Genomic DNA, 25,896 nt, shown 5'->3' with positions numbered 1-25,896 from the left:
CTGAACAACACTCACTGCGGCGTTTTGGCCGTCGGCAAGAGGTGTTCCTTGAACGGTATTTCAGCGGGTACGCTGATACCGCTGGCAAGCCACTGACTGCTCCAACCCAGGATCAGGTTTTTGGACCAGTCTGCGACCAATAGAAATTGTGGCACGAGCCGGGACTCCTGCCACCACGTATCCTGCTGCACCGGCCCGAGGCTCAAGAGCCCGACGGCCACGACCACCAGCAACGCGCCACGCGCCGCGCCAAAGGCCATGCCCAGGAACCGGTCTGTCCCGGAAAGCCCGGTGACGCGAATCAGTTCGCCGATCAGATAATTGATCATTGCGCCAACCAGCAAGGTGGCGATAAACAAGATGGCACAGCCCGCGATCACGCGGGCCGAGGGAGTTTCGATGTATCCGGCGAGGTACTGGGACAGCGAACCACCAAACATCCAGGCTACGACTCCCGCGATGATCCAGGTCAGCAGCGAGAGGGCTTCCTTGACGAAGCCGCGGCTCAGACTGATCAATGCGGAGATGGCGACGATCGCAACGATCGCCCAGTCAACCCAGGTAAATGGCACGGTGCAGCCTACAGACGGATAAGGCGGCGCATTTTAGCAGAGCCCAGGGCTGTCGGTAAGCTGCGTGATTCAAATCAGCTAAATCGCCGTCAACCACGCTCTGGCTGGAAGCGCACGACGAACCCCTTGAGGTTTTGCTGGCGACCGAGCAGGTCACGCAGGCGGTCGGCCTCGGCGCGCTCGATCAGCGGACCGACAAACACCCGATTCTTGCCGTCGGCGGAACGGATGTAGGCGTTGTAGCCCTGGCTGCGCAAGGTTTTCTGCAAGTTCTCGGCACTTTCGCGACTGGTCAGGCTGGCCAGCTGCACCGACCAACTGACCGACAGGCCATTGGCATCCACACGACTCTGGGTCGTGTCCGGCTTGGCCGGGGCGGCGGTGATCGGCTGGCTCGGGGCCGGCTTGATCGCCGGAGCCGCTGGAACAGGCACGGGTGCGACAGCTGGCTTGCTCGGTGCGGCGGGAGCCGGCGTGGCAGGCGCCGGTGCAATCGGCGTGGAGGGCGCAGCAGGTTGCTCAGCCAGTTCCTCGTCGCTTGGCACTGGCTCCTGAGGCAACGCCTGGGGCTCGGGCACGGCCACCGGCTCGACCTGCACAGGCGGCACCGAAGGCGCCTGGGGGGCGGCTGGCGCGTCGACCGTGACCTGGCGCTGCTCGTCCTGGCGGGAAAACAGCATCGGCAGGAAAATCACCGCCAGGGCCACCAACACCAGGGCCCCGACCATGCGCTGCTTGTACGCTTTATCCAGCAATGCCATCTGCAGCTTCCTCCGTGGAGCGCCGGGCCAACCATTGAAGGGCCTCGGCAACACAAAAAAATGATCCGAACAGCACGATTTCATCATCGGCCGTCGCCAGCGCGCACTGCCCTTCCAGGGCGGCGGCCACACTGGCGCAGGCTTGCACTGAAGCACCGTGACGCTGCAAGGCCTCCTGCAGCTCAGCCGCCGTACGCGAGCGCGGCGAATCCAGTGGCGTTACCGCCCAGTGCTGGACACTATCATCCAACGCCTCGACAACGCCATCCAGATCCTTGTCGGCCAGCAGCCCGAACACCGCCAGGCGCCGTCCTGCCACGGGCCGCCGCGCCAGGCGCTCGGCCAGGTACTGCGCCGCATGAGGGTTATGACCGACGTCCAGCAACAGGTTCAGGCGTTTGCCTTGCCAATCGAACTGGCGGCGGTCGAGGCGCCCGACCACACGAGTCGCCTGCAACGCCTGGACGATTTGCCCGGCGTCCCAGGGCAAGCCCAGCAACAAGTAGGCCTGGAGCGCCAGCGCGGCGTTTTCCATCGGCAGGTCCAGCAGCGGCAGGTCGCGCAACTCCACCGGATTGCCGCGCAGGTCGCTGCCGCGCCATTGCCAATGCTGCTCGGTCATCGCCAGGTCGAAATCCCGACCCCGCAGAAAGAACGGGCAGCTCAGTTCGCGAACCTTGTCCAGCAATGGCTGGGGAGGATTGAGATCGCCACACAGCGCAGGCGCGCCCTGGCGGAAGATGCCGGCCTTCTCGAAGGCCACGGATTCACGGGTATCGCCCAGGTAATCGGCATGGTCCACGCCAATGCTGGTGACCAGTGCAATGTCGGCGTCCACCAGGTTGACCGTATCCAGCCGCCCGCCCAGGCCGACTTCCAGCACGACCGCATCGAGACCGGCACGGGCAAACAACCAGAACGCCGCGAGGGTGCCCATCTCGAAATACGTGAGGGTTGTATCGCCTCGCCCGGCTTCCACCGCGGCAAAGGCTTCGCACAGCTGGGCGTCAGTGGCTTCGACGCCGTTCACTTGCACCCGCTCGTTGTAGCGCAGCAGGTGCGGCGAGCTGTAGACACCGACGCTCAGCCCCTGGGCCCGCAGCAGCGAGGCCAGGAAGGCGCAGGTCGAACCTTTGCCATTGGTGCCGGTGACAGTGATGACCCGGGGCGCCGGCCTGGCCAGCCCCATGCGGGACGCTACCGTTTGCGAGCGCTCCAGCCCCATGTCGATGGCCGATGGATGCAACTGCTCGAGGTAGGCAAGCCAGTCGCCCAGGGTGCGTTGGGTCATAGCCCGGCAGGCACTGGCGGAACCACGATCGGCTCGACCGGTGCGGCGACGAATGTCGGCGTCGGCAGGCCCATCAGTTGCGCCAGCAGATTGCCCAGGCGCGGACGCAACTCCTGGCGATGGATGATCATGTCGATGGCGCCGTGCTCCAGCAGGAACTCGCTGCGCTGGAAGCCTTCCGGCAGTTTTTCACGTACGGTCTGCTCGATCACACGCGGGCCAGCGAAGCCGATCAGGGCTTTCGGCTCGCCGACGATCACGTCGCCCAGCATGGCCAGGCTCGCGGAAACACCGCCGTAGACCGGGTCGGTCAGCACCGAGATGAACGGAATGCCTTCTTCACGCAGACGCGCCAGCACCGCGGAGGTCTTGGCCATTTGCATCAGGGAGATCAGCGCTTCCTGCATCCGCGCGCCGCCGGAAGCGGCGAAGCAGATCATCGGGCAACGGTTTTCCAGGGCATGGTTGGCGGCGCGAACGAAACGCTCACCGACGATGGCGCCCATGGAACCGCCCATGAAGGAGAATTCGAAGGCCGAGACCACCACCGGCATGCCCAGCAAGGTGCCGCTCATGGACACCAGGGCGTCTTTTTCACCGGTCTGCTTCTGGGCAGCGGTCAGGCGATCCTTGTATTTCTTGCCGTCGCGGAATTTCAGGCGGTCCACCGGCTCCAGGTCGGCGCCCAGCTCCACACGGCCTTCTGCGTCCAGGAAAATATCGATACGGGCACGCGCGCCGATGCGCATGTGATGGTTGCACTTGGGGCAAACGTCCAGGGTCTTTTCCAGCTCTGGACGGTACAGCACCGCCTCGCAGGATGGACATTTGTGCCACAGACCTTCAGGCACCGAGCTTTTCTTCACCTCGGAACGCATGATCGAAGGGATCAGTTTGTCTACCAACCAGTTGCTCATGCTTTCTTTCTCCAGTACCGGCGGCCCGAACGCTCTGGTTCGCGGCCCCGCGTATGCCCTTGAGCTAAATTCATTGTGCGGCGAGGGTCGAACGGCCACCACGGTCAGCGCGAAACATGACCTGCGTGCAGCCCAATCCCCTCAGCCATCCCGGCAACCGCTGCACTGCGGTTGCCCCTACGCTATCGGCCCACCCGGAGGCGGTGCCTGCCTGCTTTGTACAGTGCAGGTATGGACGGCGGCAGTCTGCCAGCCGTCACATTGACTACTGGCTGTTGCGAACAGCAGCCATGAACGCACGAATCTTTGCCGGGTCCTTGATGCCCTTGCCCTGCTCCACCCCGCCGCTCACATCCACCGCGTAGGGGCGAACCTGGCGAATGGCCGCGGCGACGTTCTCCGCCGTCAGGCCACCGGCCAGGATGATCGGCTTGCTCAGACCTTGTGGCACCAGCGACCAGTCGAATGCTTCGCCGGTACCGCCGGGCACGCCCTCCACATAGGTGTCCAGCAAGATGCCGCTGGCACCGGCAAAGGCTGCGCAACCGGCGGCGATGTCGTCACCGGCCTTGACCCGCAACGCCTTGATGTACGGACGATGCCAGCCTTCGCAATCGGCCGGGGTTTCGTCGCCATGGAACTGCAACAAGCCCAGCGGCACCGCATCGAGGATCTCGCCCAGCTCGCAACGACTGGCATTGACGAACAGCCCTACGGGTGTCACGAACGGCGGCAAGGCCTGGACGATCGCCCGCGCCTGCTGCACCGCCACCGCCCGCGGGCTCTTGGCGTAGAACACCAGCCCGATGGCATCGGCCCCGGCCTCGACCGCCGCCAACGCGTCCTCGACGCGGGTGATCCCGCAAATCTTGCTGCGAACGACGGGCATGGTGGCTAAAACCTCAGGCAAATCCATGAAAGTCCCGGATGGTAACAAATGCTGCGGAGGGCGTCAGCCGTCGAGTTCCGAGAAGCCGGTGAGGAAATGTGGCCCGATGTAACGCTCCGGCAGCTCGAATTCATCGCGATATTCGACCTGTACCAGGTACAGGCCAAACGGATGCGCCGTGACACCACCGGAACGGCGGACGCGACTGTCGAGCACTTCCTTGATCCACTCCACCGGCCGCTCGCCGGCGCCAATGGTCATCAGCACGCCGGCAATGTTGCGCACCATGTGATGCAGGAAGGCGCTGGCGCGGATGTCGAGCACAATCATCTTGCCGTGCCGGGTCACGCGCAGGTGATGCAGCTCCTTGATCGGCGACTTGGCCTGACACTGGCCCGCACGGAATGCGCTGAAATCGTGGACACCGACCAGGTATTGCGCGGCCTCGGCCATGCGCTCGACGTCCAGCGGGCGGTGGTTCCAAGTGATTTCTTCGTTCAGGTGCGCCGGACGGATCTGATCGTTGTAGATCACGTAGCGATAACGCCGGGCGATGGCCTTGAAGCGGGCATGGAAATGCGCCGGCATCACCTTGGCCCAACTGACGCTGACGTCATGGGGCAAGTTGATGTTGGCGCCCATGACCCAGGCTTTCATCGAGCGTTCGACCTGGGTGTCGAAATGCACCACCTGGCCGCAGGCATGCACACCGGCATCGGTCCGGCCGGCGCAATGCAGCGACACGGGCGAGTCGGCGACTTTGGACAGTGCGTTTTCGAGGGTTTCCTGCACCGTCAATACACCGGACGCCTGGCGCTGCCAGCCACGGTAGCGCGAGCCTTTGTATTCAACGCCCAAGGCGATCCGGAAAAAGCCGTCGGCCGCCATTTCGGCGGCCGGGTTGTCTATGTTTGCCAAGGAATTACAGCCTGCTGAGTACGCAAAGGCGGGCATTATAAGGCCGACTGGGCGGGATGCCAGTGTATCCGGTGATCCTGGGTTGGATCGATTAGCGCTATCGCGAGCAAGCTCGGCTCCCACAAGGGATAGCACCCAGATCCCTGTGGGAGCAGATCCCTGTGGAAGCAGATCACTGTGGAAGCAGATCACTGTGGAAGCAGATCACTGTGGGAGCAGATCCCTGTGGAAGCAGATCACTGTGGGAGCCGAGCTTGCTCGCGATGAGGCCAGCCCAGACACCAAAAATCCCGCTGCAAACAAAAACGGCAGCCTCACCGGCTGCCGTTTTTGTCTAACTACTGACTTACACCAAACGCGACAACATCTCCTGCGCTTCGCTCTTCTGAGTCGCATCGCCTTCGCTGAGGACTTCGCCGAGGATGTCGCGAGCGCCGTCGTGGTCGCCCATGTCGATGTAGGCCTGGGCCAGATCGAGTTTGGTCGCCACCTCGTCGGTACCGCTGAGGAAGTCGAAGTCCGGCTCGTCTTCAGCACCAACCAGGGCATCGTCAGCGGTGAAGGTCGGCTGGGCCAAGCTGTCGGACAGGCGATCCAGTTCGGCGTTCACATCGTCCAGCTCGGATTCGAAAGCATCCTTTGGCCGGTCATGGGCATCCATCTCGTCGGCAAGGGACAGGTCAAAATCTGCCGGCAGTTCGAGATCGTCGGCCGGCGTATCGTCCAGGGCCGGCGTTTCGGTTGCTGGAAGGTCCAGCCCCTTGAGATCGTCACCCAGGTCCAGCAGGAAATCTTCATCATCGAGCGCTGCGACCGGGGTCGGCGCGTCGGCACCCAGGTCCAGGTCGAATTCCGACAGGTCGTCCAAGCTCTCGTTGGCTTCAGTCTGCTGCTTGAGCACCGACTCGAAACTCAGGTCGTCGTCTTCCGGGAATGCGTCCAGCTCGGCGACAGGCTCCGGCGCTGGCGCGACCGGAGCTTCCAGGTCATCCAGGCTCAAGTCGAAGGCGCTGTCCAGCTCCTCGTCGGTGGGCGACTTGTCTTCCAACAGGTCCTTGACGTACTGCGCGTCCAGCTCTGCAGCCACTGCCGCCGCGGCCAGGCCGGCGGCGGTAGCGACCACCATGGCCGGGAAACGGCTTTTCAGCTGTTCGACCTGGGCGAAGTTGTCACCATTGGCCACCAGTTGGCGTTCCTGGGCGACAAAGGCGTCGCGGTCGCCCTGCTGACCGTAAACTTCCATCAATTTCAGGCGCAGGTCGCTGCGCTGGGGTTCGGCCTTGATGCCCTGCTCGAGCAGGTCAGCGGCCTGGTTCAAGCGACCGCGGTCCATATGGGACTGGGCCTGGGGCAGCACGTCGTCGGAGCGATCAGCGGCCGGAGCCACCAATGGCGCGGCGATAGGCGGCGTGACCACCACAGGCGCGACCACCGGGGCCGGCTTGGGTGCTGGCGCTGGGGCCGGCGCGGGTTTTGGCTCAAGCTTTACGCTAGGCGGTGGAACATCAATGCCCTCGAAGCTGCTCGGGGGCAGATCGAGCTCCGGGGAGAAGTCAGCCTCCTCCTCGAGGGCCCGGGCCATGCGCAAGTGTTTTTCCGCTTCCTGCTGGGCCTTGCGGCGACGGGCGAGCAACAACAGCAGCAACAGCAAAAGCAGCGCGCCGCCACCGATCAACCCCAGCAGGATCGGATTGGTCAGCAGGTCGTTGTATTTTTGCTCGTTGGACGCGGCAGGCGTCGGCTCGGCCGGTGTGGCAGGTGGCGTCGCTTCCGGGGTCGCTTCTGGCGCAGGTGCGGGAGCAGGTGCAGTCGTCGGGGCCTGTGCCGCTGGCGCAGGGGTCAGCTCTGCGGACATCGCCGCAGGCGCCTCGCCAGCAGGCGGAACCGCGGCACCTTCGGCCTGCATCTTGGCCAGTTGATTGTTCTTCAGCTCGATCAGGCGCTGCAGTTTGTCCAGTTGACTCTGCAGATCCGCCATGCGGCTTTTCAGTTCTTCGTTATCCCGGCGAGCCGAATCGAGGCTTTCCTGGGTAACCGCAAGCTTGTTGGTCAGCGCCTGGGCATCACCAGCAGCGCCCTTGCCCTTGCCGCCCGCTTTCGCCGAATCGGCCGACACCAGGCTCAAGTTGTCGCGACCGGCCGCCTGTGCCGGCGCGCCTTCGCCACGGCCACGCTTGGTGGCATCCAGTTGCTGCTTGCCAGCACCCGCCACGCCACGACGGCCCGAGCGCCAGGCGGCGTTCTGCGCAGCCACTTCGGCGATGGCCTGGGGCTGCGGCAACGCCGTGCTTTGCACGGGGTCCGGCAGGCGCAACACCTGGCCGGTCTTGAGCAGGTTGATGTTGCCGTTGATGAACGCGTTCGGGTTCAACGCCTGGATCGCCAGCATGGTTTGCTGGACCGACCCGCCGTTGCGCACCTTGGCGGCGATTTCCCACAGGGTATCGCGCGGCGTGGTGGTGTATTGGGAAGGCTTGGTGGCCCCGGTGACCGGCGTGGCCACGACCTGGGGCGGTTTCGCCCGGGCCGCGTCGGCGGCCTGTGGCGAGAATTTGGAGGGATCGAGCAATACGCTGTAGTCGCGCAGCAGACGGCCGTTGGGCCACATCACCTGCACCAGGAACTTGACCATGGGCTCGGACAGCGGTCGGCTGGACGTGACCCGCAGGACACTCTTGCCGTTGGCGTTGATCACCGGGGTGAAGCTCAGGTCATTGAGAAAGGCCTGGCGGTCGACCCCGGCCTTGGCGAAATCGTCGGGCGAGGCCAGGCTCGGAACGACTTCGGCGGCGGTCAGTTGCTGGACGTCGAGCAACTCGATCTCGGCGACCAGGGGCTGGTTCGGCGTCGACTTCAGGGTCAGTTCCCCGAGCCCGAGCGCTTGCGCCATACCGGAGGACAGCGCCGAGGCGGCCGCTATTGCTAACACCAGTTTGCGAACTTGAACCATAGCCTCTTCCTTTGTTTGAACATTCCTCGGCCAGCGAGAAGGTATTGATGCCGCTGCCGTAAGGCATTGCGCGCAGCCCCTAAACGACGGTGCGCGCGATCATTTCACTCATGCCCCGGGAAAGTCCCCCAGAGGGATGTTCGCCTTCAGCACTCCGGCCAAGCATAGCGCCCAGCTAGAATCATTCGACAAATTGATGCCAAGTATCTTTTACAGCAAGTCTTTTATCAACAACTCAGCCACCTGCACGGCATTGAGCGCCGCGCCCTTGCGCACGTTATCTGACGTCAGCCACATATTCAGTTCCGTCGGATCGTCGATCCCACCGCGCACACGACCAACGTAGACCACATCCTGCCCCACCGCATCACCCACCGCAGTCGGATAGTCGCCCGCCTCCACCAGCTCGATGCCGGGCGCCGCTTCCAGGGCCGCGTTGACCTTGGCCAGGTCGACGACGTTCGCAGACTGCACGGTCACGCTAAAGCTATCGCCAAAAAACACCGGGGCTTGAATGCAAGTGACGGAAATCTTTAACAAAGGTTGATTCAGCACCTGGCGCAACTCACGAACCAGACGCTTTTCCAGCGACGTATGGCCCTGCTCGTCCGGAGCGCCGACCTGGGCCAGCAGGTTGAACGCCATCTGCCGGTCAAAGAACTTCGGCTCCAGCGGACGGGCGTTGAGCAGCTCGGCGGTCTGGCGCGCCAGCTCGCTCACGGCCACGCGGCCCTGGGCCGACACCGCGAGGCTGGCGGTCAGGCTGATGCGCTGCAGATCGAGGCACTCGCGCAGTGGCGCCAGCACGACAGCCAGGGCCGTGGCCGATGCGCTGGGGCTGCTGACCTGCAACGGCTTGCCCAAGCCAGCCAGGACCTGGGCGTTGGCTTCCGGCACGATCTGCGGCGCCTGCTCGGGCGGCAAGGCCCCGGACAGGTCGATCAGCGCACAGCCAGCCGCCGTGGCCCGCGGGGCGAAACTCAGGGTCACCGCCGGGCCGGCGGCGAAGAACACCAGTTGGACTTTGCTGAAGTCGAATTCGTCGACCTCACGCACCCGCACGTTTTTGCCGCGAAACATCACCGAGCTGCCTGCCGATTCGCTGCTGGCCAGCAGGTGCAGGTTGCCAACCGGGAAGTCCCGCTCTTCGAGAATCTGGACGAGGGTTTCGCCGACAGTACCGGTGGCGCCGATCACGGCAATATCAAAGGACTGGCTCATGGGTCTACCTCAGGTAAAACGTGGGGAGCGGCACTTTACCGGGTGGTTGGTATGCAGGCAAATGGGCTGGAATTTCAGTGACTTTGGCGACCTCATCGCGGGCAAGCCTTGCTCCCACAGTGAACCTCCAACGCCCCCAAGACCTGTGGGAGCAAGGCTTGCCCGCGATGAGGCCATTAGAGCCCACACAACCCCAATAAAAAACCCGCGCCTCTCACAAGGCACGGGTTCTTTCACAGCAGCAATCGATCAACGCTCGAGCAGGATCCGCAGCATGCGGCGCAGCGGTTCGGCCGCGCCCCACAGCAGTTGGTCGCCGACGGTGAAGGCACCGACGAACTGCGACCCCATGTTCAATTTGCGCAGGCGGCCCACCGGTACATTCAGGGTGCCGGTGACCTTGGTCGGGCTCAGCTCCTGCATGCTGGTTTCGCGATTGTTCGGCACCAGCTTGACCCAAGGGTTGTGCTGGCTGATCAGCCCTTCGATGTCGGCGATCGGCACGTCTTTGTTCAGCTTGATGGTCAGCGCCTGGCTGTGGCAGCGCATGGCGCCGATGCGCACGCAGATGCCATCCACCGGGATCGGGCTCTTGAAGCGACCGAGGATCTTGTTGGTTTCGGCCTGGGCCTTCCACTCTTCCCGGCTCTGGCCGTTGGGCAGTTCCTTGTCGATCCAGGGGATCAGGCTGCCGGCCAGCGGTACGCCAAAGTTCTCGGTCGGATAGGCATCGCTGCGCATCGCCTCGGCGACCTTGCGGTCGATGTCGAGGATGGCACTGGCCGGGTTGGCCAGGTCATCGGCGACGGCGGCGTGGGTGGCGCCCATCTGCTTGATCAGCTCACGCATGTTCTGCGCGCCGGCACCGGACGCGGCCTGGTAGGTCATGGCGCTCATCCACTCCACCAGACCGGCTTCGAACAGGCCACCCAGGCCCATCAGCATCAGGCTGACGGTGCAGTTGCCGCCGATGTAGTTCTTGGTGCCCGCGTCCAGCTGCTGGTCGATGACCTTGCGGTTGACCGGGTCGAGGATGATCACCGCGTCGTCCTGCATACGCAGGCTGGAGGCGGCATCGATCCAGTAACCCTGCCAGCCGGCTTCACGCAGCTTGGGGAACACTTCGCTGGTGTAGTCGCCACCCTGGCAAGTCAGGATCACGTCGAGGGTCTTGAGCTCTTCGATGCTGTAGGCATCCTTGAGCGCACCGGTGTCCTTGCCCACGGACGGGCCCTGGCCACCGACATTGGAAGTGGTGAAAAACACCGGCTCAATGAGATCGAAATCCTGCTCTTCCAGCATTCGCTGCATGAGCACGGAACCGACCATGCCGCGCCAACCGATCAGACCTACACGTTTCATCGCAACTACACCTATACAAAAGTGGGCCACCGTCGAAGCGGTGGGCCCGAAAGATTACAGATTCCGCAGCGCGGCGACTACTGCATCGCCCATTTGCTGTGTACCGACTTTGGTACAACCTTGCGACCAGATATCACCGGTGCGCAAGCCTTGGTCCAGGACCACGCTGACGGCTTTTTCGATCGCGTCGGCGGCATCGTTCAAGTTGAAGCTGTAGCGCAGCATCATCGACACCGACAGGATGGTCGCCAACGGGTTGGCAATGCCCTGCCCGGCGATGTCCGGCGCCGAACCGTGGCACGGCTCGTACATGCCCTTGTTGTTGGCGTCCAGGGAGGCCGACGGCAGCATGCCGATGGAACCGGTGAGCATCGACGCTTCGTCGGACAGGATGTCGCCGAACATGTTGTCGGTGACGATCACGTCGAACTGCTTGGGCGCACGCACCAGTTGCATGGCGGCGTTGTCGACGTACATGTGGCTCAGCTCGATGTCCGGGTAATCCTTGGCCACCTGCTCGACCACTTCACGCCACAGTTGGCTGGAAGCCAGCACGTTGGCCTTGTCCACCGAACACAGCTTCTTGCCACGCACGCGGGCCATGTCGAAGCCGACCCGGGCGATACGGCGGATTTCGCTTTCGCTGTACGGCAGGGTGTCATAGGCCTGGCGCTCGCCATTATCCAGCTCACGGGTGCCACGCGGGGCACCGAAATAGATACCGCCGGTCAGCTCACGCACGATGAGGATGTCCAGGCCAGAGACGATTTCCGGCTTCAGGCTCGACGCATCGGCCAGTTGCGGATAAAGAATCGCCGGGCGCAGGTTGCCGAACAGGCCCAATTGCGCGCGAATCTTCAGCAGGCCGCGCTCAGGGCGGATGTCCCGTTCGATCTTGTCCCATTTCGGGCCGCCCACGGCGCCCAGCAGCACGGCATCGGCGGCACGGGCACGGTCCAGGGTTTCGTCGGCCAGGGGCACGCCGTGCTTGTCGATGGCGGCGCCGCCGATCACGTCGTGGCTGAGTTCGAAGCCCAGGCCATACTTGTCGTTCGCCAGCTCCAGGACCTTGACCGCCTCGGCCATGATTTCCGGGCCGATGCCGTCACCTGGGAGAATCAGAATCTGCTTGCTCATGCTTTCCTCGTTTGCTCTGTCGACACGGGCCTGGGTTGCGCACCCAAGGCCTGGCCGGGAAAAATGCTATCGCTCGGCCCACAGCACCAGTACATCTGTACTGAACGAACCATCGGCCTCAATCTCAAAATATTCTCGCACTTCATCGCCCATCGAACGCTGCAGTTGGAGAATCGCCCCGCGCATCACCTCGGGCGTACGCATGCGTTCGACCCAGGAGTGGTACTCCAGGCGCAGGCGCTGGCGCGAGGTGCTGCGGGTGTGCAACCCCGCTTCGCTGACCTGGCGCAACCACTCGCCGGCCGAATAATCGCGCACATGGCTGGTGTCACGCAGCACTTCGATGCTTTGCAGGTAGGTGTCCAGCAACGGCGTACCCGGCGACAGGATGTCGATGAACGCCATCACCCCGCCCGGCTTGAGCACCCGTCGCACTTCCCGCAACGCCAGGCCCAGGTCGCTCCAATGATGCGCCGAATAGCGGCTGAACACGAAGTCGAACTCAGCGTCGGCGAACGGCAGGCGCTCGGCGGCGCCCCGTACCGTGCTGATGTTGTCCAGGCCACGCTCGGCCGCTGCTGCGGTCACAACATCCAACATCTGTTGGGACAAATCGTAGGCCACCACTTCACCGGCCAGGGGCGCCACATGGAAACTCACATGCCCAGCGCCACAGCCCAGGTCCAGCACACGGGCATCGCCACGACCGGCCAACGCAGCCTGTAGCAGCGCGAACTCAGCACCCTGGGCGTGCACGGCACTGCTCAGATAGGCCGAAGCCTGTTCACCGAATTGCTTTTGTACAACCTGACTGTGGGCGGTGTTGGTCATGGGATGTCCTTATGGTTTTTTATTGCCTGGGCGGGCCCCATCGCGAGCAAGCTCGCTCCCACAGGGAATTTTTGGTGTTCACAAAACACCTGTGGGCGCGAGCTTGCTCGCGATGAAGCCGGTACTGCCTACATCAATCCATCAAGCATCGCGAAACAACCAAGGCTGGCTCGCCCGGTGCTTGGCCTCGAACGCGGCAATCGCCTCGCCGTCCTGCAGAGTCAGGCCGATGTCATCCAGGCCGTTGAGCAAGCAATGCTTGCGGAACGCATCGATCTCAAAACCCAGCACCTTGCCATCGGGACGGGTCACCGTCTGGGCGGCCAGGTCGATCTGCAGTTGATAGCCAGGGTTGGCCTCGACCTGCTGGAACAGCTCATCCACGTCAGCATCGCTGAGGATGATCGGCAGCAAGCCGTTCTTGAAGCTGTTGTTGAAGAAGATGTCGGCGTAGCTCGGCGCGATGATGCTGCGAAAACCGTACTCTTCCAGGGCCCATGGCGCGTGCTCGCGGCTCGAACCGCAGCCGAAGTTCTCCCGGGCCAGCAACACGCTGGCGCCTTGGTAACGCTCGGCGTTGAGCACGAAATCCTTGTTCAACGGCCGCTTGGAGTTGTCCTGGTACGGCTGGCCGACATCCAGGTAGCGCCATTCGTCGAACAGGTTCGGGCCGAAACCGGTGCGCTTGATGGACTTCAGGAATTGCTTGGGAATGATCTGGTCCGTGTCGACGTTGGCACGATCCAAAGGCGCGACAAGACCGGTGTGCTGGGTAAAAGCTTTCATGCTGCGCTCCTTCAGATCAATTCGCGGACGTCGACGAAACGGCCGTTGACGGCCGCCGCGGCGGCCATGGCCGGGCTCACCAGGTGCGTACGGCCACCGGCGCCCTGACGGCCTTCGAAGTTACGGTTGGAGGTGGAGGCGCAATGCTCGCCGGACTCCAGGCGGTCAGGGTTCATCGCCAGGCACATCGAGCACCCCGGCTCACGCCATTCGAAACCGGCCTCGAGGAAAATCTTGTCCAGCCCTTCCGCTTCGGCCTGGGCCTTCACCAGGCCCGAGCCCGGCACCACGATGGCCTGCTTGATGGTCGAGGCCACCTTGCGGCCCTTGGCGATCACCGCAGCGGCGCGCAGGTCTTCGATCCGCGAGTTGGTGCAGGAGCCGATGAACACGCGATCGAGCTGGATGTCGGTGATCGCCTGGTTGGCGCTCAAGCCCATGTACTTCAAGGCACGGACGATGGAGTCGCGCTTGACCAGGTCCATTTCCTTGGCCGGATCCGGCACGTTCTGATCCACGGCCAAGACCATTTCCGGGGAAGTGCCCCAGCTGACTTGCGGCTTGATCTGCGTCGCGTCGAGCTCGACCACCGTGTCGAACTTGGCATCGGCATCGGAGACCAGGTCTTTCCAGGCCTCGACCGCCATGTCCCATTCCGCGCCTTTGGGCGAGAACGGACGGCCCTTGACGTATTCCACGGTTTTTTCATCGGCGGCCACCAGGCCGACGCGAGCACCGGCCTCGATGGACATGTTGCAAATGGTCATGCGGCCTTCGACGGACAAGTCGCGGATCGCGCTGCCGGCGAACTCGATGGCATGGCCGTTACCGCCGGCGGTGCCGATCTTGCCGATCACGGCCAGGACGATGTCCTTGGCGGTCACGCCGAACGGCAACTTGCCTTCGACGCGCACCAGCATGTTTTTCATTTTCTTGGCGACCAGGCACTGGGTGGCAAGCACGTGCTCGACCTCGGACGTGCCGATGCCATGGGCCAGGGCGCCGAAAGCACCGTGGGTCGAGGTGTGCGAGTCGCCGCAGACCACGGTCATGCCAGGCAAGGTCGCGCCCTGTTCCGGGCCGATGACGTGGACGATGCCTTGGCGCACATCGTTCATCTTGAATTCGACGATGCCGTATTCGTCACAGTTATCGTCGAGGGTCTGGACCTGCAGGCGCGAGACCTGGTCGGCAATGGCTTCGATGCCGCCCTTGCGCTCCGGCGTGGTCGGTACGTTGTGGTCCGGGGTCGCGATGTTGGCATCGATGCGCCACGGCTTGCGCCCGGCCAGGCGCAGGCCTTCGAAGGCTTGCGGCGACGTCACTTCGTGAATGATGTGACGATCGATGTAGATCAGCGCAGAGCCATCGTCGCGCTGCTTGACCAAATGCGAGTCCCAGAGCTTGTCGTAGAGCGTTTTGCCGGCCATCAGACGGTTTCCTCATCAGCTTGTTTCTATGCCCCGGGCCTTGAACGAATCAATAACCCCTTGGCTTGTGAGGCTGATCCTATGGGGTTACATTAAATAACTCAAATTCATATTTTTCATGCTTTGCATAACCAACTGGAATCTGACCGGAACCGCCATGGACCTCGCCAACCTCAATGCCTTTATTGCCATCGCCGAGACGGGCAGTTTCTCCGGCGCCGGTGAACGCCTGCACCTGACCCAGCCGGCCATCAGCAAGCGCATTGCCGGCCTCGAACAACAACTCAAGGTGCGCCTGTTCGACCGCCTGGGCCGTGAAGTGGGCCTGACCGAGGCCGGCCGGGCCCTGTTGCCAAGGGCCTACCAGATCCTCAACGTGCTGGACGACACCCGCCGCGCCCTGACCAACCTGACCGGCGAGGTGACCGGGCGCCTGACGCTCGCCACCAGCCACCACATTGGCCTGCACCGCTTGCCACCTTTATTGCGCGAGTTCACCCGGCGTTATCCCCAGGTGGCGCTGGATATCCAGTTCCTGGATTCGGAAGTGGCCTACGAAGAAATCCTCCATGGCCGGGCGGAACTGGCCGTCATCACCCTCGCCCCCGAACCCCACACGCTGGTACGGGCCACGCCAGTGTGGGACGACCCCCTGGATTTCGTGGTCGCCCCGGAGCATGCGTTGCTGGAAAACAGCGCGGTGAGCCTGGCGGACATTGCCTTGCATCCGGCGGTGTTCCCAGGGGGCAACACCTTTACCCACCACATCGTGCAACGGTTGTTCGAGGCCCAGGGCCTGACGCCAAACATCGCCATGAGCACGAATTATCTGGAAACCATAAAGATGATGGTTTCCATCGGCCTGGCCTGGAGCGTTCTGCCGCGCACCATGCTCGACGAACAAGTCGCGCGCATTCCTTTGCCGGGCATACAGCTCAGTCGCCAGCTAGGCTATATCTTGCACACCGAACGGACGCTATCGAATGCCGCACGGGCTTTCATGGCCTTACTGGACGCACAAATCGATTTGCCAGGGACAAAGGCATAGGTTGTGCCGCGCCTGTAGGGCCTTGGATGCTTGTGCTTAACGCCCAAAACCGCTCAAGGCTCGCTAGAAATGCCCAAACCTGCTGACCATCTCCCGCCCCTGCCGCGCATTCAGGCGCTCGACCCGAAGCGGTCCGAGCAAAGCTGGGACAGCGCGCCACAGTTGCTGGCCGCCCTGAACGGTGCGCGGCTGGGCGCCTGGTCGTGGGACATCGACAGCGGCCAGATCAGTTGGTCCCGCGGCACCCAGGCGTTGTTCGGCTTCGATCCGCGCCAACCGTTGCCGGCGGACGTGGACTACCTCGACCTGCTGTTGCCCGAAGACCGGGCCAGGGCCGTGCGCGCCTTTCACGCGGCAGTGGCCGGAGCGCCGCTGGAACAGGCGATGCATCACCGCATCGTCTGGCCCGACGGCAGCCTGCACTGGCTGGAAATCAGTGGCAGCGTACTCCCCGACAAGCATGGCCGACCGCGCATGATCGGGGTGATTCGTGAAATAACCCATCAGCGCGAGCGGGAACAGGCGCTGCGCAGCTCGGAAAAACGCTTCGCCACACTCTTTCATCTGTGCCCGAACATGGTCTTGCTGACCCGCCAGGAAGATGGGCTGATCAGCGAGGCCAACCAGTATTTCGAAAGCCTGTTCGGTTGGCCGGTGCATGACGTGATCGGCCGTACCACCCTGGAGCTGGGCCTGTGGGTTGACCCCAGGCAGCGGGCGAAACTGGTGGAGGCAACCAAGGCCAAGGGCGAACTGGTCAGCATGGAGGTGGAGTTCCGGGCCAGCAACGGCCAGATTCATAGCGGCATTCTGAGTGCGCAGAAAGTCGAGCTCGAAGGCCAGCCGTACCTGCTGAGCACGTTCCTCGATACCTCCGAGCGCAAGCTCGCCGAACAGGCCCTCAAGGACAGCCAGGAACGCCTGGACCTGGCCCTCGACTCGGCGCAACTGGGCACCTGGGACTGGCACATTCCCAGCGGCATGCTCTACGGCTCGGCCCGGGCCGCGCAGCTCCATGGCCTGGAACCCAAGCCGTTCCACGAATCATTCGATGCGTTTTTCGAGGGCGTTCCCACAGAAGAGCGCAACAACATGCGCAACGCCTATCGCAGCCTGCGGGAAGGCCCGGCGGGCAACTATCAGTTGACCTACCGCGTGCAACTGCCCGACGGCACTTCGCGCTACCTGGAAAGCCGCGCCCGCCTCTACCGCAACGACGACGGCAGCCCCTTGCGCATGGCCGGGACCTTGCTGGACATCACCGACCAGGTGGAGCGCGAACAAAGCCTGGCCGCCTCGGAAGAGAAATTCGCCACGCTGTTCCAGGTCAGTCCCGACCCGATCTGCGTCACCCACCAGGACAGTGGGCGATTCCTCGAGATCAACTCCAGTTTCACCCAGACCTTCGGCTGGACCACCAGCGACGTGATTGGCCTCAGCGCCGACGAAGTCGGCCTCTGGGGTGGCTCCGGCAGCAGTCTGCAACGCATCGAACGGGTGATCCGCGAACAATCGCTGAACAATGTCGCCATCGTCGTCCACCACAAGAACGGCCAGCCACTGACCTGTGTGATTTCCAGCCGGCAAATCAACGTCGGCAACCAGCCGTGCATCGTCACGACCTTGCGCGACATCACGCAGCAGCAACGCTCCGAAGCCGCCCTCAAGGCCAGTGAAGAGAAATTCGCCAAGGCGTTCCATTCCAGCCCCGACGCCATCACCATCACCGAACACCAGAGCGGTCGCTACCTTGAGGTCAACGACGGCTTCTGCCGGTTGACCGGCTACCGCGCCGACGAAGTGATTGGGCATACGGTCTACGAGGTAGGGATCTGGGCCGAAGAAAAACAGCGCACCGCCCTGTTGGCCGAATTGCAACTCAAGGGCCGCGTGCACCACCAAGAGATGCTCGGGCGCAATAAACGTGGGGAAATCCTCACGGTGGAGGTCTCGGTCGAGCCCATCACCCTCAATGAAACCGAGTGCCTGCTGCTGACCGCCCGAGACGTGAGCCTGCTGCGCAATGCCGAAGCCCAGATCCGTCACCTGGCCTACCACGACTCGCTGACCAACCTGCCCAACCGGGCCTTACTGATGGACCGCCTGAGCCAACAGATCGCCCTGCTCAAGCGCCACAACTTGCGCGGTGCCCTGCTGTTTCTCGACCTGGACCACTTCAAGCACATCAACGATTCCCTCGGTCACCCGGTGGGCGACACCGTGCTGAAAATCATCACCGCGCGCCTGGAAGCCAGCGTACGCCTGGAGGACACCGTGGCGCGGCTGGGTGGCGATGAGTTCGTGGTGCTGCTCAGCGGACTGGAGGGCTCGCGAAACGAGGTCAGCAAGCAAGTGCAGGCCCTGGCCGACACCCTGCGTGAACTGCTCTCGGAACCGATGTTTCTCGATGGCCAGCGACTGCAGGTCACGCCGAGCATCGGTATCGCGTTGATCCCCGACCACGGCTCCACCCCCACCGATTTGCTCAAGCGCGCCGACATTGCGCTGTATCGCGCCAAGGACTCGGGACGCAACACCTCGCAGATGTTCCACACCACCATGCAAAAAGCCGCCAGCGAACGGTTGCGCATGGAAACCGACCTGCGCCTGGCCCTGGCCCGTGGCGAGTTCAGCGTGCATTTCCAGCCTCAGGTCGATGCCCGGGACAACCGCATCATCGGCGCCGAAGCCTTGGTGCGCTGGCATCACCCGGACCTCGGCGCCCAATCGCCCAACGAATTCATCAAAGTGCTGGAGGACAGTGGCCTGATCCTCGAAGTCGGGACCTGGATCCTCGATGAAGCTTGCGACGGCTTCAAGCAACTGATCGCCAAGGGCAAGATCGATCCGCAGCGATTCAGCCTGTGCGTGAATATCAGCCCACGACAATTCCGCCAGAGCGACTTCGTCGAACGCATCGAAAGCAGCCTGGCCACCCACGGCCTGCCCTGCTCGCTGCTGAAACTGGAGATCACCGAAGGTATCGTGATCCAGAACCTGGACGACACCATCGCCAAGATGCGCCGGCTCAAGAAACTGGGGGTGAGCTTCGCAATGGACGATTTCGGCACCGGTTATTCGTCGCTGACCTACCTCAAGCGCCTGCCGGTGGACACGCTGAAAATCGACCAGTCATTCGTGCGCGACGCCACCAGCGACCCCAACGACGCCGAAATCATCCGCGCCATCGTCGCCATGGCCCGCAGCCTCAACCTGGTGATGATCGCCGAAGGCGTGGAGACCCTGGAGCAATTGCATTTTTTGCAAGGACTTGATTGCCATTTGTACCAGGGTTACCTGCACAGCCGGCCGTTGCCGCTGGAGGCGTTTGAACGGTTGTTGCCATAATGGGAGCCCCCCCCCACAGATATGAAAAAGGGCGCCATCAGGCGCCCTTTTTCAGTTGCGATGCATCAGTTTTGCAGCGCGGGTTGCTGCTGCGCACCGTTGATTGGGATGCGCTTGGCTTTCGCCTCTTCCGGAACCACTCGCAACAGGTCGATGCTCAACAGACCGTTACGCAGGCCGGCGGACTTGATCTCGATATGATCGGCCAACCGGAAGGACAGCTTGAACGCACGCTGGGCAATGCCCTGGTGCAGGAAGGTGACGCTGTCGTTGCTGGCTTCACGCTTGCCGCCACTGATGGTCAGCACACCTTTTTCCACTTGCAGGTCCAGGTCTTCTTCCTGGAACCCGGCGGCGGCGACCACGATGCGGTACTCGTCATCACCATGTTTTTCCACGTTGTAGGGTGGATAGCTGCTGCCTGGTTCGTTGCGCAGGGCGGTTTCGAACAAGTCGTTGAAGCGATCGAAGCCTACCGAGGAACGGAACAGAGGGGCCAGCGAAAATGCAGTACTCATGATTCAAATCTCCTGAAAAATTCAGCAAGTTTTTTTGTCTCCGCGACCCGAATTCGGCATCGCGTAACCCTTATCTAGGGTCCGCCAAAAACTTTTCAAGAGGTTTTTTCGAATTTTTTTCAGGCCGCTTCGGTGCGCTGAACACCCAATAAATGCCCCACCGCGTCCAGGTCGGTTTCCCGGCGTAGCGCGGTAAACAGCTCCACCGCTTCGGGGTAATTGCGGGTCAGCATCGCCAGCCACTGCTTCAACCGGCCCGGGGCCTGGCGCGGCGTCAACTGTTCGACCACTTGCTGCCAAAAATCATGGAGCATCGGCTGCAACTCGGCCCAGGACATCTCGACCACGTCCTCGCCAGCCCGGGCGGCGGCGATCTGCCGGGCCAGGTCAGGGCGGGAAACGAGGCCGCGACCAAGCATGATATCTTCGACACCGCTGATTTCGCGGCAACGGCGCCAATCCTCCACGCTCCAGATATCGCCATTGGCGAACACCGGCACCTTGACCACTTCCTGCACGCGGGGGATCCACTCCCAATGGGCCGGAGGCTTGTAGCCATCGACCTTGGTCCGCGCATGCACCACGATGTGCGCCGCGCCGCCTTCGGCCAACGCCGTGGCACAGACCAGGGCGCCGTCCGGGCTATCGAAACCCAGGCGCATCTTGGCGGTGACGGGGATGTGTTTCGGCACCGCGCGGCGCACGTGTTCGACGATTTCGTTGAGCAGTTCCGGCTCCTTGAGCAACACTGCGCCGCCCCGGGATTTGTTCACGGTCTTGGCCGGGCAACCGAAATTGAGGTCGATCACCTCTGAGCCCAACTCGCACGCCAACGCCGCGTTTTCCGCCAGGCACACCGGATCGGAGCCGAGCAACTGCACCCGCAACGGCACGCCGGCAGCGGTCTGGGCACCGCTCAGCAGCTCAGGGGCGAGCTTATGGAAATAGGCCGGCGTGAGCAGACGATCGTTGACGCGGATGAACTCGGTGACACACCAGTCGATACCGCCAACACGGGTCAGGACGTCCCGCAGGATGTTGTCGACCAACCCCTCCATGGGCGCCAGGGCAATTTGCATGGAAACACACACTCAACGAAAAAACGTGCGGCAGTTTACCGGATTTTGCCCAATATCCGGCATTCAGCACAAATCCCTTGTGGGAGCGGGCTTGCTCGCGAAAGCGGTGGGTCAGTTTGCATTGATATTGAATTTACCACCGCCTTCGCGAGCAAGCCCGCTCCCACCCTGGCTCCAGGGCGTTCACAGAATTGGAGCCCACCACCAAACCCTGTGGGAGCTGAGCTTGCTCGCGATGGCGGTGAGTCAGCTTGCGAAAATGTTGAATGTATCGCCGCGATCGCGAGCAAGCCCGCTCCCACCCTGGCTCCAGGGCGTTCACAGAATTGGAGCCCACCACCAATCCCTGTGGGAGCGAGCTTGCTCGCGATGGCAGTGGGTCAGCTTGCGCAAATGTTGAATGTCTCGCCGCTATCGCGAGCAAGCTCGCTCCCACACGGGCTTCAGGGCGTTCATGGAATTGAAGTCCACCACCAATCCCTGTGGGAGCTGAGCTTGCTCGCGATGGCGGTGGGTCAGTCCACGAGGATGCTGGACGGTTCCAGGGCGGGGCCATACCCCTCGATGAATTCCGGCGGCATGCGCTTGGGCCGGCCAGTGGACAGTTCGATGCAGACGAAGGTGGTCTGGGCCCGCAGCAACGTGGCGTTGTCGCTGGGACGGACCAGCTGGAAATGCCGGGTCATTTTCAGGCGCTGGTCCCAGTCGACGATCCAGGTCGCCAATTGCAGTTCGTCGCCTTCATAGGCGGCCGCCAGGTAATCGATTTCATGCCGCACCACCGCCATGGCCCGGTCCAGGCGTCGATACTCCACCAGATCCAGCCCCAGGCGCTGGGAATGGCGCCAGGCACAGCGCTCGAGCCAGGTGACATATACCGCGTTGTTGGCGTGGCCCAGCCCGTCGATGTCTTCGGCATTGACCTGAAGATCAATGATGAATGGCGTTGCCCGATCCCAGCCCATGCCCCTCTCCCGGTCGAATTTGGATCGGGGCAGTGTAACGGATCCTAGCTCGACCGCCATCGCGGGCAAGCCTTGCTCCCACCGCTCAAGCCGATTGCCGCGCTTGCAGGCTGCGACCGGCCAACAGTGATAACACCCCATCAATGACCCGAGGATCGGCCAGCACCCGCTGATGCCCGCCCTGTGGCAGTCGCAGCAGCCGACTGTCGAACCAGGCCTCATGAATCAATTGCGACTCCTTGACCGAGACCGATGTGTCGTCCTCGGCATGGACGATCAACCCCGGCACGTCCAACTGGTAATGCGCCACATCCATCTTCGAGGCGGGCATGCCCACGTCGCTTTCCACCTGGCGAATAAAGGCCGAACGCGCCTTGGGCGGCAGGCCCATCATCCGGGAGAAACCGCGCAGCACCCCAAGAATGCGAGCGGGCGCGGCGATGCTGACCAGCGTCTCGGTACGCAACCCCAACTGGACCGCCAGCATGGCGCTGGCACCGCCCATGGAATGTCCGATCACCGCCTGCAACGGCGGCAGCTCGGCGGCGGCTTCGAGCATGGCCCTGGCGAACAACAGGACATTCGCCTCGCGACCCGGCGAACGACCGTGGGCCGGACCGTCCAGCGCCACGACCGTGTAACCAGCGCCCACCAGGGCCGTGATCAGCGCCGCGAACTGGGTCGGCCGCCCTTCCCAACCGTGCATCAACAAGACCGCCGGGCCTTTGCCCCAGCGCAAGGCCGAGAGACCGAAACGCAAGGTGATACGCTCGGACGTGGCCAGCAACGGCAGTTCCCAATCCCGCGGCGGCAAGTTTCGAGGGCGCATGAACAGCGAACGCATCTGCTTCGCCACCAGGCGTGGAGCCACCCAGCCAAGCGTGCCATTGACACTACGTATCCAGCTCAACCTGTCCATCGCTCATCTCCAGGGCTCGCGCCTCAGCTCAACGCACCGCCGACTTGGCGGCGCGCAGCAAACGATCCGATAACTCTCCTGGGCCCAATGCCCGCGCCAGGGCCAGGCCACCGACCATCAAGGCGATGTCGGCCAGTGCCTTGTCGGCGTCCTCCGGGCTGGCCGCCAATTGCGCGACCATCAACTCGATATGCTCATTGAGCACCTCACGAAACGCATCCGGCAGTCGCCCAAGTTCGCCGACCGACGCCGGAATCGGGCAGGCTTGCTCGGTGGAGTCGCGGTGCTTTCGGGACAGATAGAACGCGGCGACCAACGCCCGCCGCTCCTCGCCTGTCAGCTCACCGTCCATATCGGCGATCAAGCCGCGGCGCCGATTGAGCAATTGCTTGAAGGCCTCCAGCATCAAGGCATCCTTGCTTTCGAAATGGGCGTAAAAGCCGCCCACCGTCAGCCCGGCCGCGCCCATCACCTCGCCCACGCTTGGCTCCGCCGGCCCACGCTGGATCAGCGCATCGCTGGCGGCCTTGAGAATGCGTTCACGGGTTTGTGCCTTTTTATCGCTCATCGTCGCCTCCGAATATTACGACTGAAATATTATCCATGTAATAATTTTCCGCAAGCGGAAATTTTCACCGCTGGTCAGAAGACTTTTTCAAAGGATAAGGGAATTGGCCAAACGCCAGACAAACAAAAGGGCCATTCAAGAATTGAATGACCCTTATAAAATCCCGCAGAGCGGGTAATCGTGGCGTCCCCTAGGGGACTCGAACCCCTGTTACCGCCGTGAAAGGGCGGTGTCCTAGGCCACTAGACGAAGGGGACACAAACCTTCTAACTTGATCAGCGCTGAGAACTGATCGATTCAAGGCCGGTGTGGCCAAACCTTGAACCTGTAATTGGTGGAGCTAGACGGGATCGAACCGTCGACCTCTTGCATGCCATGCAAGCGCTCTCCCAGCTGAGCTATAGCCCCGGATTTTTCGCCTCGCGGCGGAGCGACATCTTGCAACATCGCTTCTGTAAAACTGGCGTCCCCTAGGGGACTCGAACCCCTGTTACCGCCGTGAAAGGGCGGTGTCCTAGGCCACTAGACGAAGGGGACGCAAACCCTTCTATACAACTGATCAACGCTGAGTGTTGATCGCTTCAAGGCCGGTGTGGCCAGGCCTTGAAGTGTAAATTGGTGGAGCTAGACGGGATCGAACCGTCGACCTCTTGCATGCCATGCAAGCGCTCTCCCAGCTGAGCTATAGCCCCTCATCGCTGAGGACGGGGCGAATCTTAAGGGCGTATCGGAGGGCTGTCAAATTTATTTTCAACAAATATGAAAATTTTTTGCCGGGATAACAATCACTTACCGACAAACCCCGGAAAACCGGGGTATGTCCTGCCTCATCGAGCGCTTACGCGATCGCGCCCAGCAGTTTTTCCCACTCCTTGTTCTCCTTCTTCGACACGCCACCGAGCAGATCGATGGCCTGGCGCAGGCGGAAACGGGTCAGGTCCGGCCCGAGAATTTCCATCGCATCGAGCACCGACACCGAACTGGCCTGGCCGGTAATGGCGGCGAACATCAGCGGCATGGCATCGCGCAGTTTCAACTCCAGGGATTCGACCACGGCCTGGATGGTCGCGGTGATGCTGTCCTTCTCCCACTGACGCAGGCTTTCGAGCTTCCACAGTATCAGTTGCATCAACTGGCGTACCTGGTCGCCGGAGAGTTTCTTGGACTCGAACAGCTTCGCGTCCGGCGTCACGCCACCGGCAAAGAAGAAGCCGGCCAGCGGGGCGATCTGGCTGAAGGTCTCTACCCTGCCCTGCACATGGGGCGCGATCTTCATCATGTACTCAGGGTTCAACGCCCACTTCTGCACGCGCGTGGCGAACTCTTCCACCGGCAGGTCCCGCAGCCACTGGCCGTTGAGCCACGACAGCTTCTCGATGTCGAAGATCGGCCCGCCCAGGGAGACCCGCGACAGGTCGAAATGCTCGACCATTTCCTGCAGCGAGAACTTCTCGCGCTCGTCCGGCATCGACCAGCCCATGCGCCCCAGGTAGTTGAGCATCGCCTCGGGCATGAAGCCCATGCGCTCGTAGAACGTCACCGAGGTCGGGTTCTTGCGCTTGGACAGCTTGCTCTTGTCCGGGTTACGCAGCAGCGGCATGTAGCACAGCTGCGGTTGTTCCCAGCCGAAGTATTCGTAGAGCAGGATCAGTTTCGGTGCCGACGGCAGCCATTCTTCACCGCGCAACACGTGGGTGATGCCCATCAGGTGATCATCGACCACGTTGGCCAGGAAGTACGTCGGCAGGCCGTCGGTCTTCATCAGCACTTGCATGTCCATGCGATCCCACGGGATCTCGACATCGCCACGCAGCATGTCCGGCACCACGCAGACGCCTTCGCTCGGCACTTTCATGCGGATCACATGGGGCTCGCCGGCCGCCAGGCGACGGGCGACTTCTTCCTTGGACAGCAGCAGCGCCCGGCCGTCGTAGCGCGGGGTTTCGCCACGGGCCATTTGCTCGGCGCGCATCTGGTCCAGCTCTTCGGCGGTGCAGAAACACGGGAACGCATGCCCCATGTCCACCAACTGCTGGCAATACTGTTTGTAGATGTCGCCACGCTCGCTCTGACGGTACGGACCGTGCGGGCCGCCGACGTCCGGGCCTTCGCTCCAATCGATTCCCAACCAGCGCAAGGCATCGAAGATCTGTTGCTCGGACTCGCGGGTCGAACGCAACTGGTCGGTGTCCTCGATCCGCAGGATGAACTCGCCGCCGTGCTGCTTGGCAAAGCAATAGTTGAACAAAGCGATGTAGGCGGTGCCGACATGGGGATCGCCAGTGGGCGAAGGCGCGATGCGGGTGCGGACGGTGGTCATGGCATGTCTCGGAAAGAATATAAAAGCGAAGATCGAACAGGGGGCGAATGGTAACAGGCGATGGCG

At 62.5% G+C, this 25,896-nt stretch carries 21 protein-coding genes and 4 tRNA genes; 2 read left to right on the top strand and 23 right to left on the bottom strand.

The genetic code is table 11. From position 1 onward, the window contains the following. Positions 1-11: 11 nt before the first annotated feature. From IB266_RS08270 to leuC, 13 genes are all read right to left on the bottom strand, one after another. Positions 12-572 (bottom strand): CvpA family protein, encoded by a 561-nt coding sequence (locus tag IB266_RS08270; RefSeq protein WP_030142022.1) that lies wholly within the window; start codon positions 570-572, stop codon positions 12-14. Between the two features lie 89 nt (positions 573-661). Further along, entirely contained in the window at positions 662-1,333 is a 672-nt protein-coding gene (locus tag IB266_RS08265; protein WP_192260869.1) for an SPOR domain-containing protein, read from the bottom strand. Then, the gene (folC, locus tag IB266_RS08260) at positions 1,317-2,624 is read right to left on the bottom strand and encodes a bifunctional tetrahydrofolate synthase/dihydrofolate synthase (protein ID WP_192260868.1); all 1,308 of its coding nucleotides are present in this window, start codon (positions 2,622-2,624) and stop codon (positions 1,317-1,319) included. The genes IB266_RS08265 and folC overlap by 17 nt, the downstream gene beginning before the upstream one ends. After that, a complete protein-coding gene (gene accD / locus IB266_RS08255) occupies positions 2,621-3,541 on the bottom strand; it encodes an acetyl-CoA carboxylase, carboxyltransferase subunit beta (RefSeq protein ID WP_072407026.1) in 921 nt (306 codons plus the stop codon). The genes folC and accD overlap by 4 nt, the downstream gene beginning before the upstream one ends. A gap of 265 nt (positions 3,542-3,806) precedes the next feature. Next, entirely contained in the window at positions 3,807-4,430 is a 624-nt protein-coding gene (locus IB266_RS08250) for a phosphoribosylanthranilate isomerase (protein ID WP_192260867.1), read from the bottom strand. Between the two features lie 63 nt (positions 4,431-4,493). Further along, complete coding sequence (gene truA / locus IB266_RS08245) at positions 4,494-5,318, bottom strand: tRNA pseudouridine(38-40) synthase TruA (RefSeq protein ID WP_018610821.1); 825 nt, start codon at positions 5,316-5,318, stop codon at positions 4,494-4,496. 376 nt (positions 5,319-5,694) lie between these two features. Continuing rightward, positions 5,695-8,298, bottom strand: coding sequence for a FimV family protein (locus tag IB266_RS08240; RefSeq protein ID WP_192260866.1), 2,604 nt, complete (start codon positions 8,296-8,298; stop codon positions 5,695-5,697). A 210-nt stretch (positions 8,299-8,508) separates the two neighbouring features. Then, the gene (locus tag IB266_RS08235) at positions 8,509-9,519 is read right to left on the bottom strand and encodes an aspartate-semialdehyde dehydrogenase (protein ID WP_192260865.1); all 1,011 of its coding nucleotides are present in this window, start codon (positions 9,517-9,519) and stop codon (positions 8,509-8,511) included. Positions 9,520-9,768: 249 nt separating this feature from the next. Next, on the bottom strand, positions 9,769-10,881 hold the full coding sequence (gene asd / locus IB266_RS08230) for an aspartate-semialdehyde dehydrogenase (protein ID WP_024779161.1): 1,113 nt from the start codon (positions 10,879-10,881) through the stop codon (positions 9,769-9,771). Between the two features lie 54 nt (positions 10,882-10,935). Beyond that, on the bottom strand, positions 10,936-12,018 hold the full coding sequence (gene leuB / locus IB266_RS08225) for a 3-isopropylmalate dehydrogenase (protein WP_060741441.1): 1,083 nt from the start codon (positions 12,016-12,018) through the stop codon (positions 10,936-10,938). A gap of 66 nt (positions 12,019-12,084) precedes the next feature. Further along, positions 12,085-12,849, bottom strand: coding sequence for a class I SAM-dependent methyltransferase (locus tag IB266_RS08220; protein ID WP_060741440.1), 765 nt, complete (start codon positions 12,847-12,849; stop codon positions 12,085-12,087). A gap of 141 nt (positions 12,850-12,990) precedes the next feature. Next, positions 12,991-13,635 carry a 3-isopropylmalate dehydratase small subunit gene (gene leuD / locus IB266_RS08215; RefSeq protein WP_003203864.1) on the bottom strand — a complete coding sequence of 215 codons (645 nt, stop codon included), beginning with the start codon at positions 13,633-13,635 and terminating at the stop codon, positions 12,991-12,993. An 11-nt stretch (positions 13,636-13,646) separates the two neighbouring features. Further along, the gene (gene leuC, locus IB266_RS08210) at positions 13,647-15,065 is read right to left on the bottom strand and encodes a 3-isopropylmalate dehydratase large subunit (RefSeq protein ID WP_003203866.1); all 1,419 of its coding nucleotides are present in this window, start codon (positions 15,063-15,065) and stop codon (positions 13,647-13,649) included. A 157-nt stretch (positions 15,066-15,222) separates the two neighbouring features. On the opposite strand from leuC, the gene IB266_RS08205 reads away from it, so the two are divergent. Next, positions 15,223-16,113 (top strand): LysR family transcriptional regulator, encoded by an 891-nt coding sequence (locus IB266_RS08205; RefSeq protein ID WP_060741438.1) that lies wholly within the window; start codon positions 15,223-15,225, stop codon positions 16,111-16,113. Between the two features lie 69 nt (positions 16,114-16,182). Next, a complete protein-coding gene (locus tag IB266_RS08200; protein ID WP_192260864.1) occupies positions 16,183-19,461 on the top strand; it encodes a PAS domain S-box protein in 3,279 nt (1,092 codons plus the stop codon). 65 nt (positions 19,462-19,526) lie between these two features. Here IB266_RS08200 and IB266_RS08195 read toward each other — a convergent pair whose 3' ends face one another. From IB266_RS08195 to gltX, 10 genes are all read right to left on the bottom strand, one after another. Then, positions 19,527-19,979: an Hsp20 family protein gene (locus IB266_RS08195; RefSeq protein ID WP_053123476.1), complete on the bottom strand. Its 453-nt coding sequence runs from the start codon at positions 19,977-19,979 to the stop codon at positions 19,527-19,529. A gap of 119 nt (positions 19,980-20,098) precedes the next feature. Continuing rightward, positions 20,099-21,058, bottom strand: a complete 960-nt coding sequence (locus IB266_RS08190) for a tRNA dihydrouridine synthase (RefSeq protein ID WP_060741436.1) — start codon at positions 21,056-21,058, stop codon at positions 20,099-20,101. Between the two features lie 515 nt (positions 21,059-21,573). Then, complete coding sequence (locus IB266_RS08185; protein ID WP_192260863.1) at positions 21,574-22,023, bottom strand: acyl-CoA thioesterase; 450 nt, start codon at positions 22,021-22,023, stop codon at positions 21,574-21,576. A gap of 85 nt (positions 22,024-22,108) precedes the next feature. Then, positions 22,109-22,942, bottom strand: coding sequence for an alpha/beta fold hydrolase (locus IB266_RS08180; protein WP_192260862.1), 834 nt, complete (start codon positions 22,940-22,942; stop codon positions 22,109-22,111). 28 nt (positions 22,943-22,970) lie between these two features. Continuing rightward, positions 22,971-23,510 carry a TetR/AcrR family transcriptional regulator gene (locus tag IB266_RS08175; protein ID WP_058546579.1) on the bottom strand — a complete coding sequence of 180 codons (540 nt, stop codon included), beginning with the start codon at positions 23,508-23,510 and terminating at the stop codon, positions 22,971-22,973. 181 nt (positions 23,511-23,691) lie between these two features. Then, a tRNA-Glu gene (locus tag IB266_RS08170) sits at positions 23,692-23,767 on the bottom strand. Positions 23,768-23,842: 75 nt separating this feature from the next. Next, positions 23,843-23,918, bottom strand: a tRNA-Ala gene (locus IB266_RS08165). 53 nt (positions 23,919-23,971) lie between these two features. Next, positions 23,972-24,047: transfer RNA gene (locus IB266_RS08160), tRNA-Glu, on the bottom strand. A 79-nt stretch (positions 24,048-24,126) separates the two neighbouring features. Beyond that, positions 24,127-24,202 (bottom strand) — tRNA-Ala (locus IB266_RS08155). A 146-nt stretch (positions 24,203-24,348) separates the two neighbouring features. Then, entirely contained in the window at positions 24,349-25,830 is a 1,482-nt protein-coding gene (gene gltX / locus IB266_RS08150; protein ID WP_192260861.1) for a glutamate--tRNA ligase, read from the bottom strand. Positions 25,831-25,896 lie beyond the last annotated feature (66 nt).

This window comes from Pseudomonas sp. Pdm06 (assembly GCF_014851795.1).
GTDB lineage: Bacteria > Pseudomonadota > Gammaproteobacteria > Pseudomonadales > Pseudomonadaceae > Aquipseudomonas > Aquipseudomonas fluorescens_AA.
Note: the sequence above shows the minus strand (reverse complement) of the source record. Positions and strands in the feature narration are given on the sequence as shown.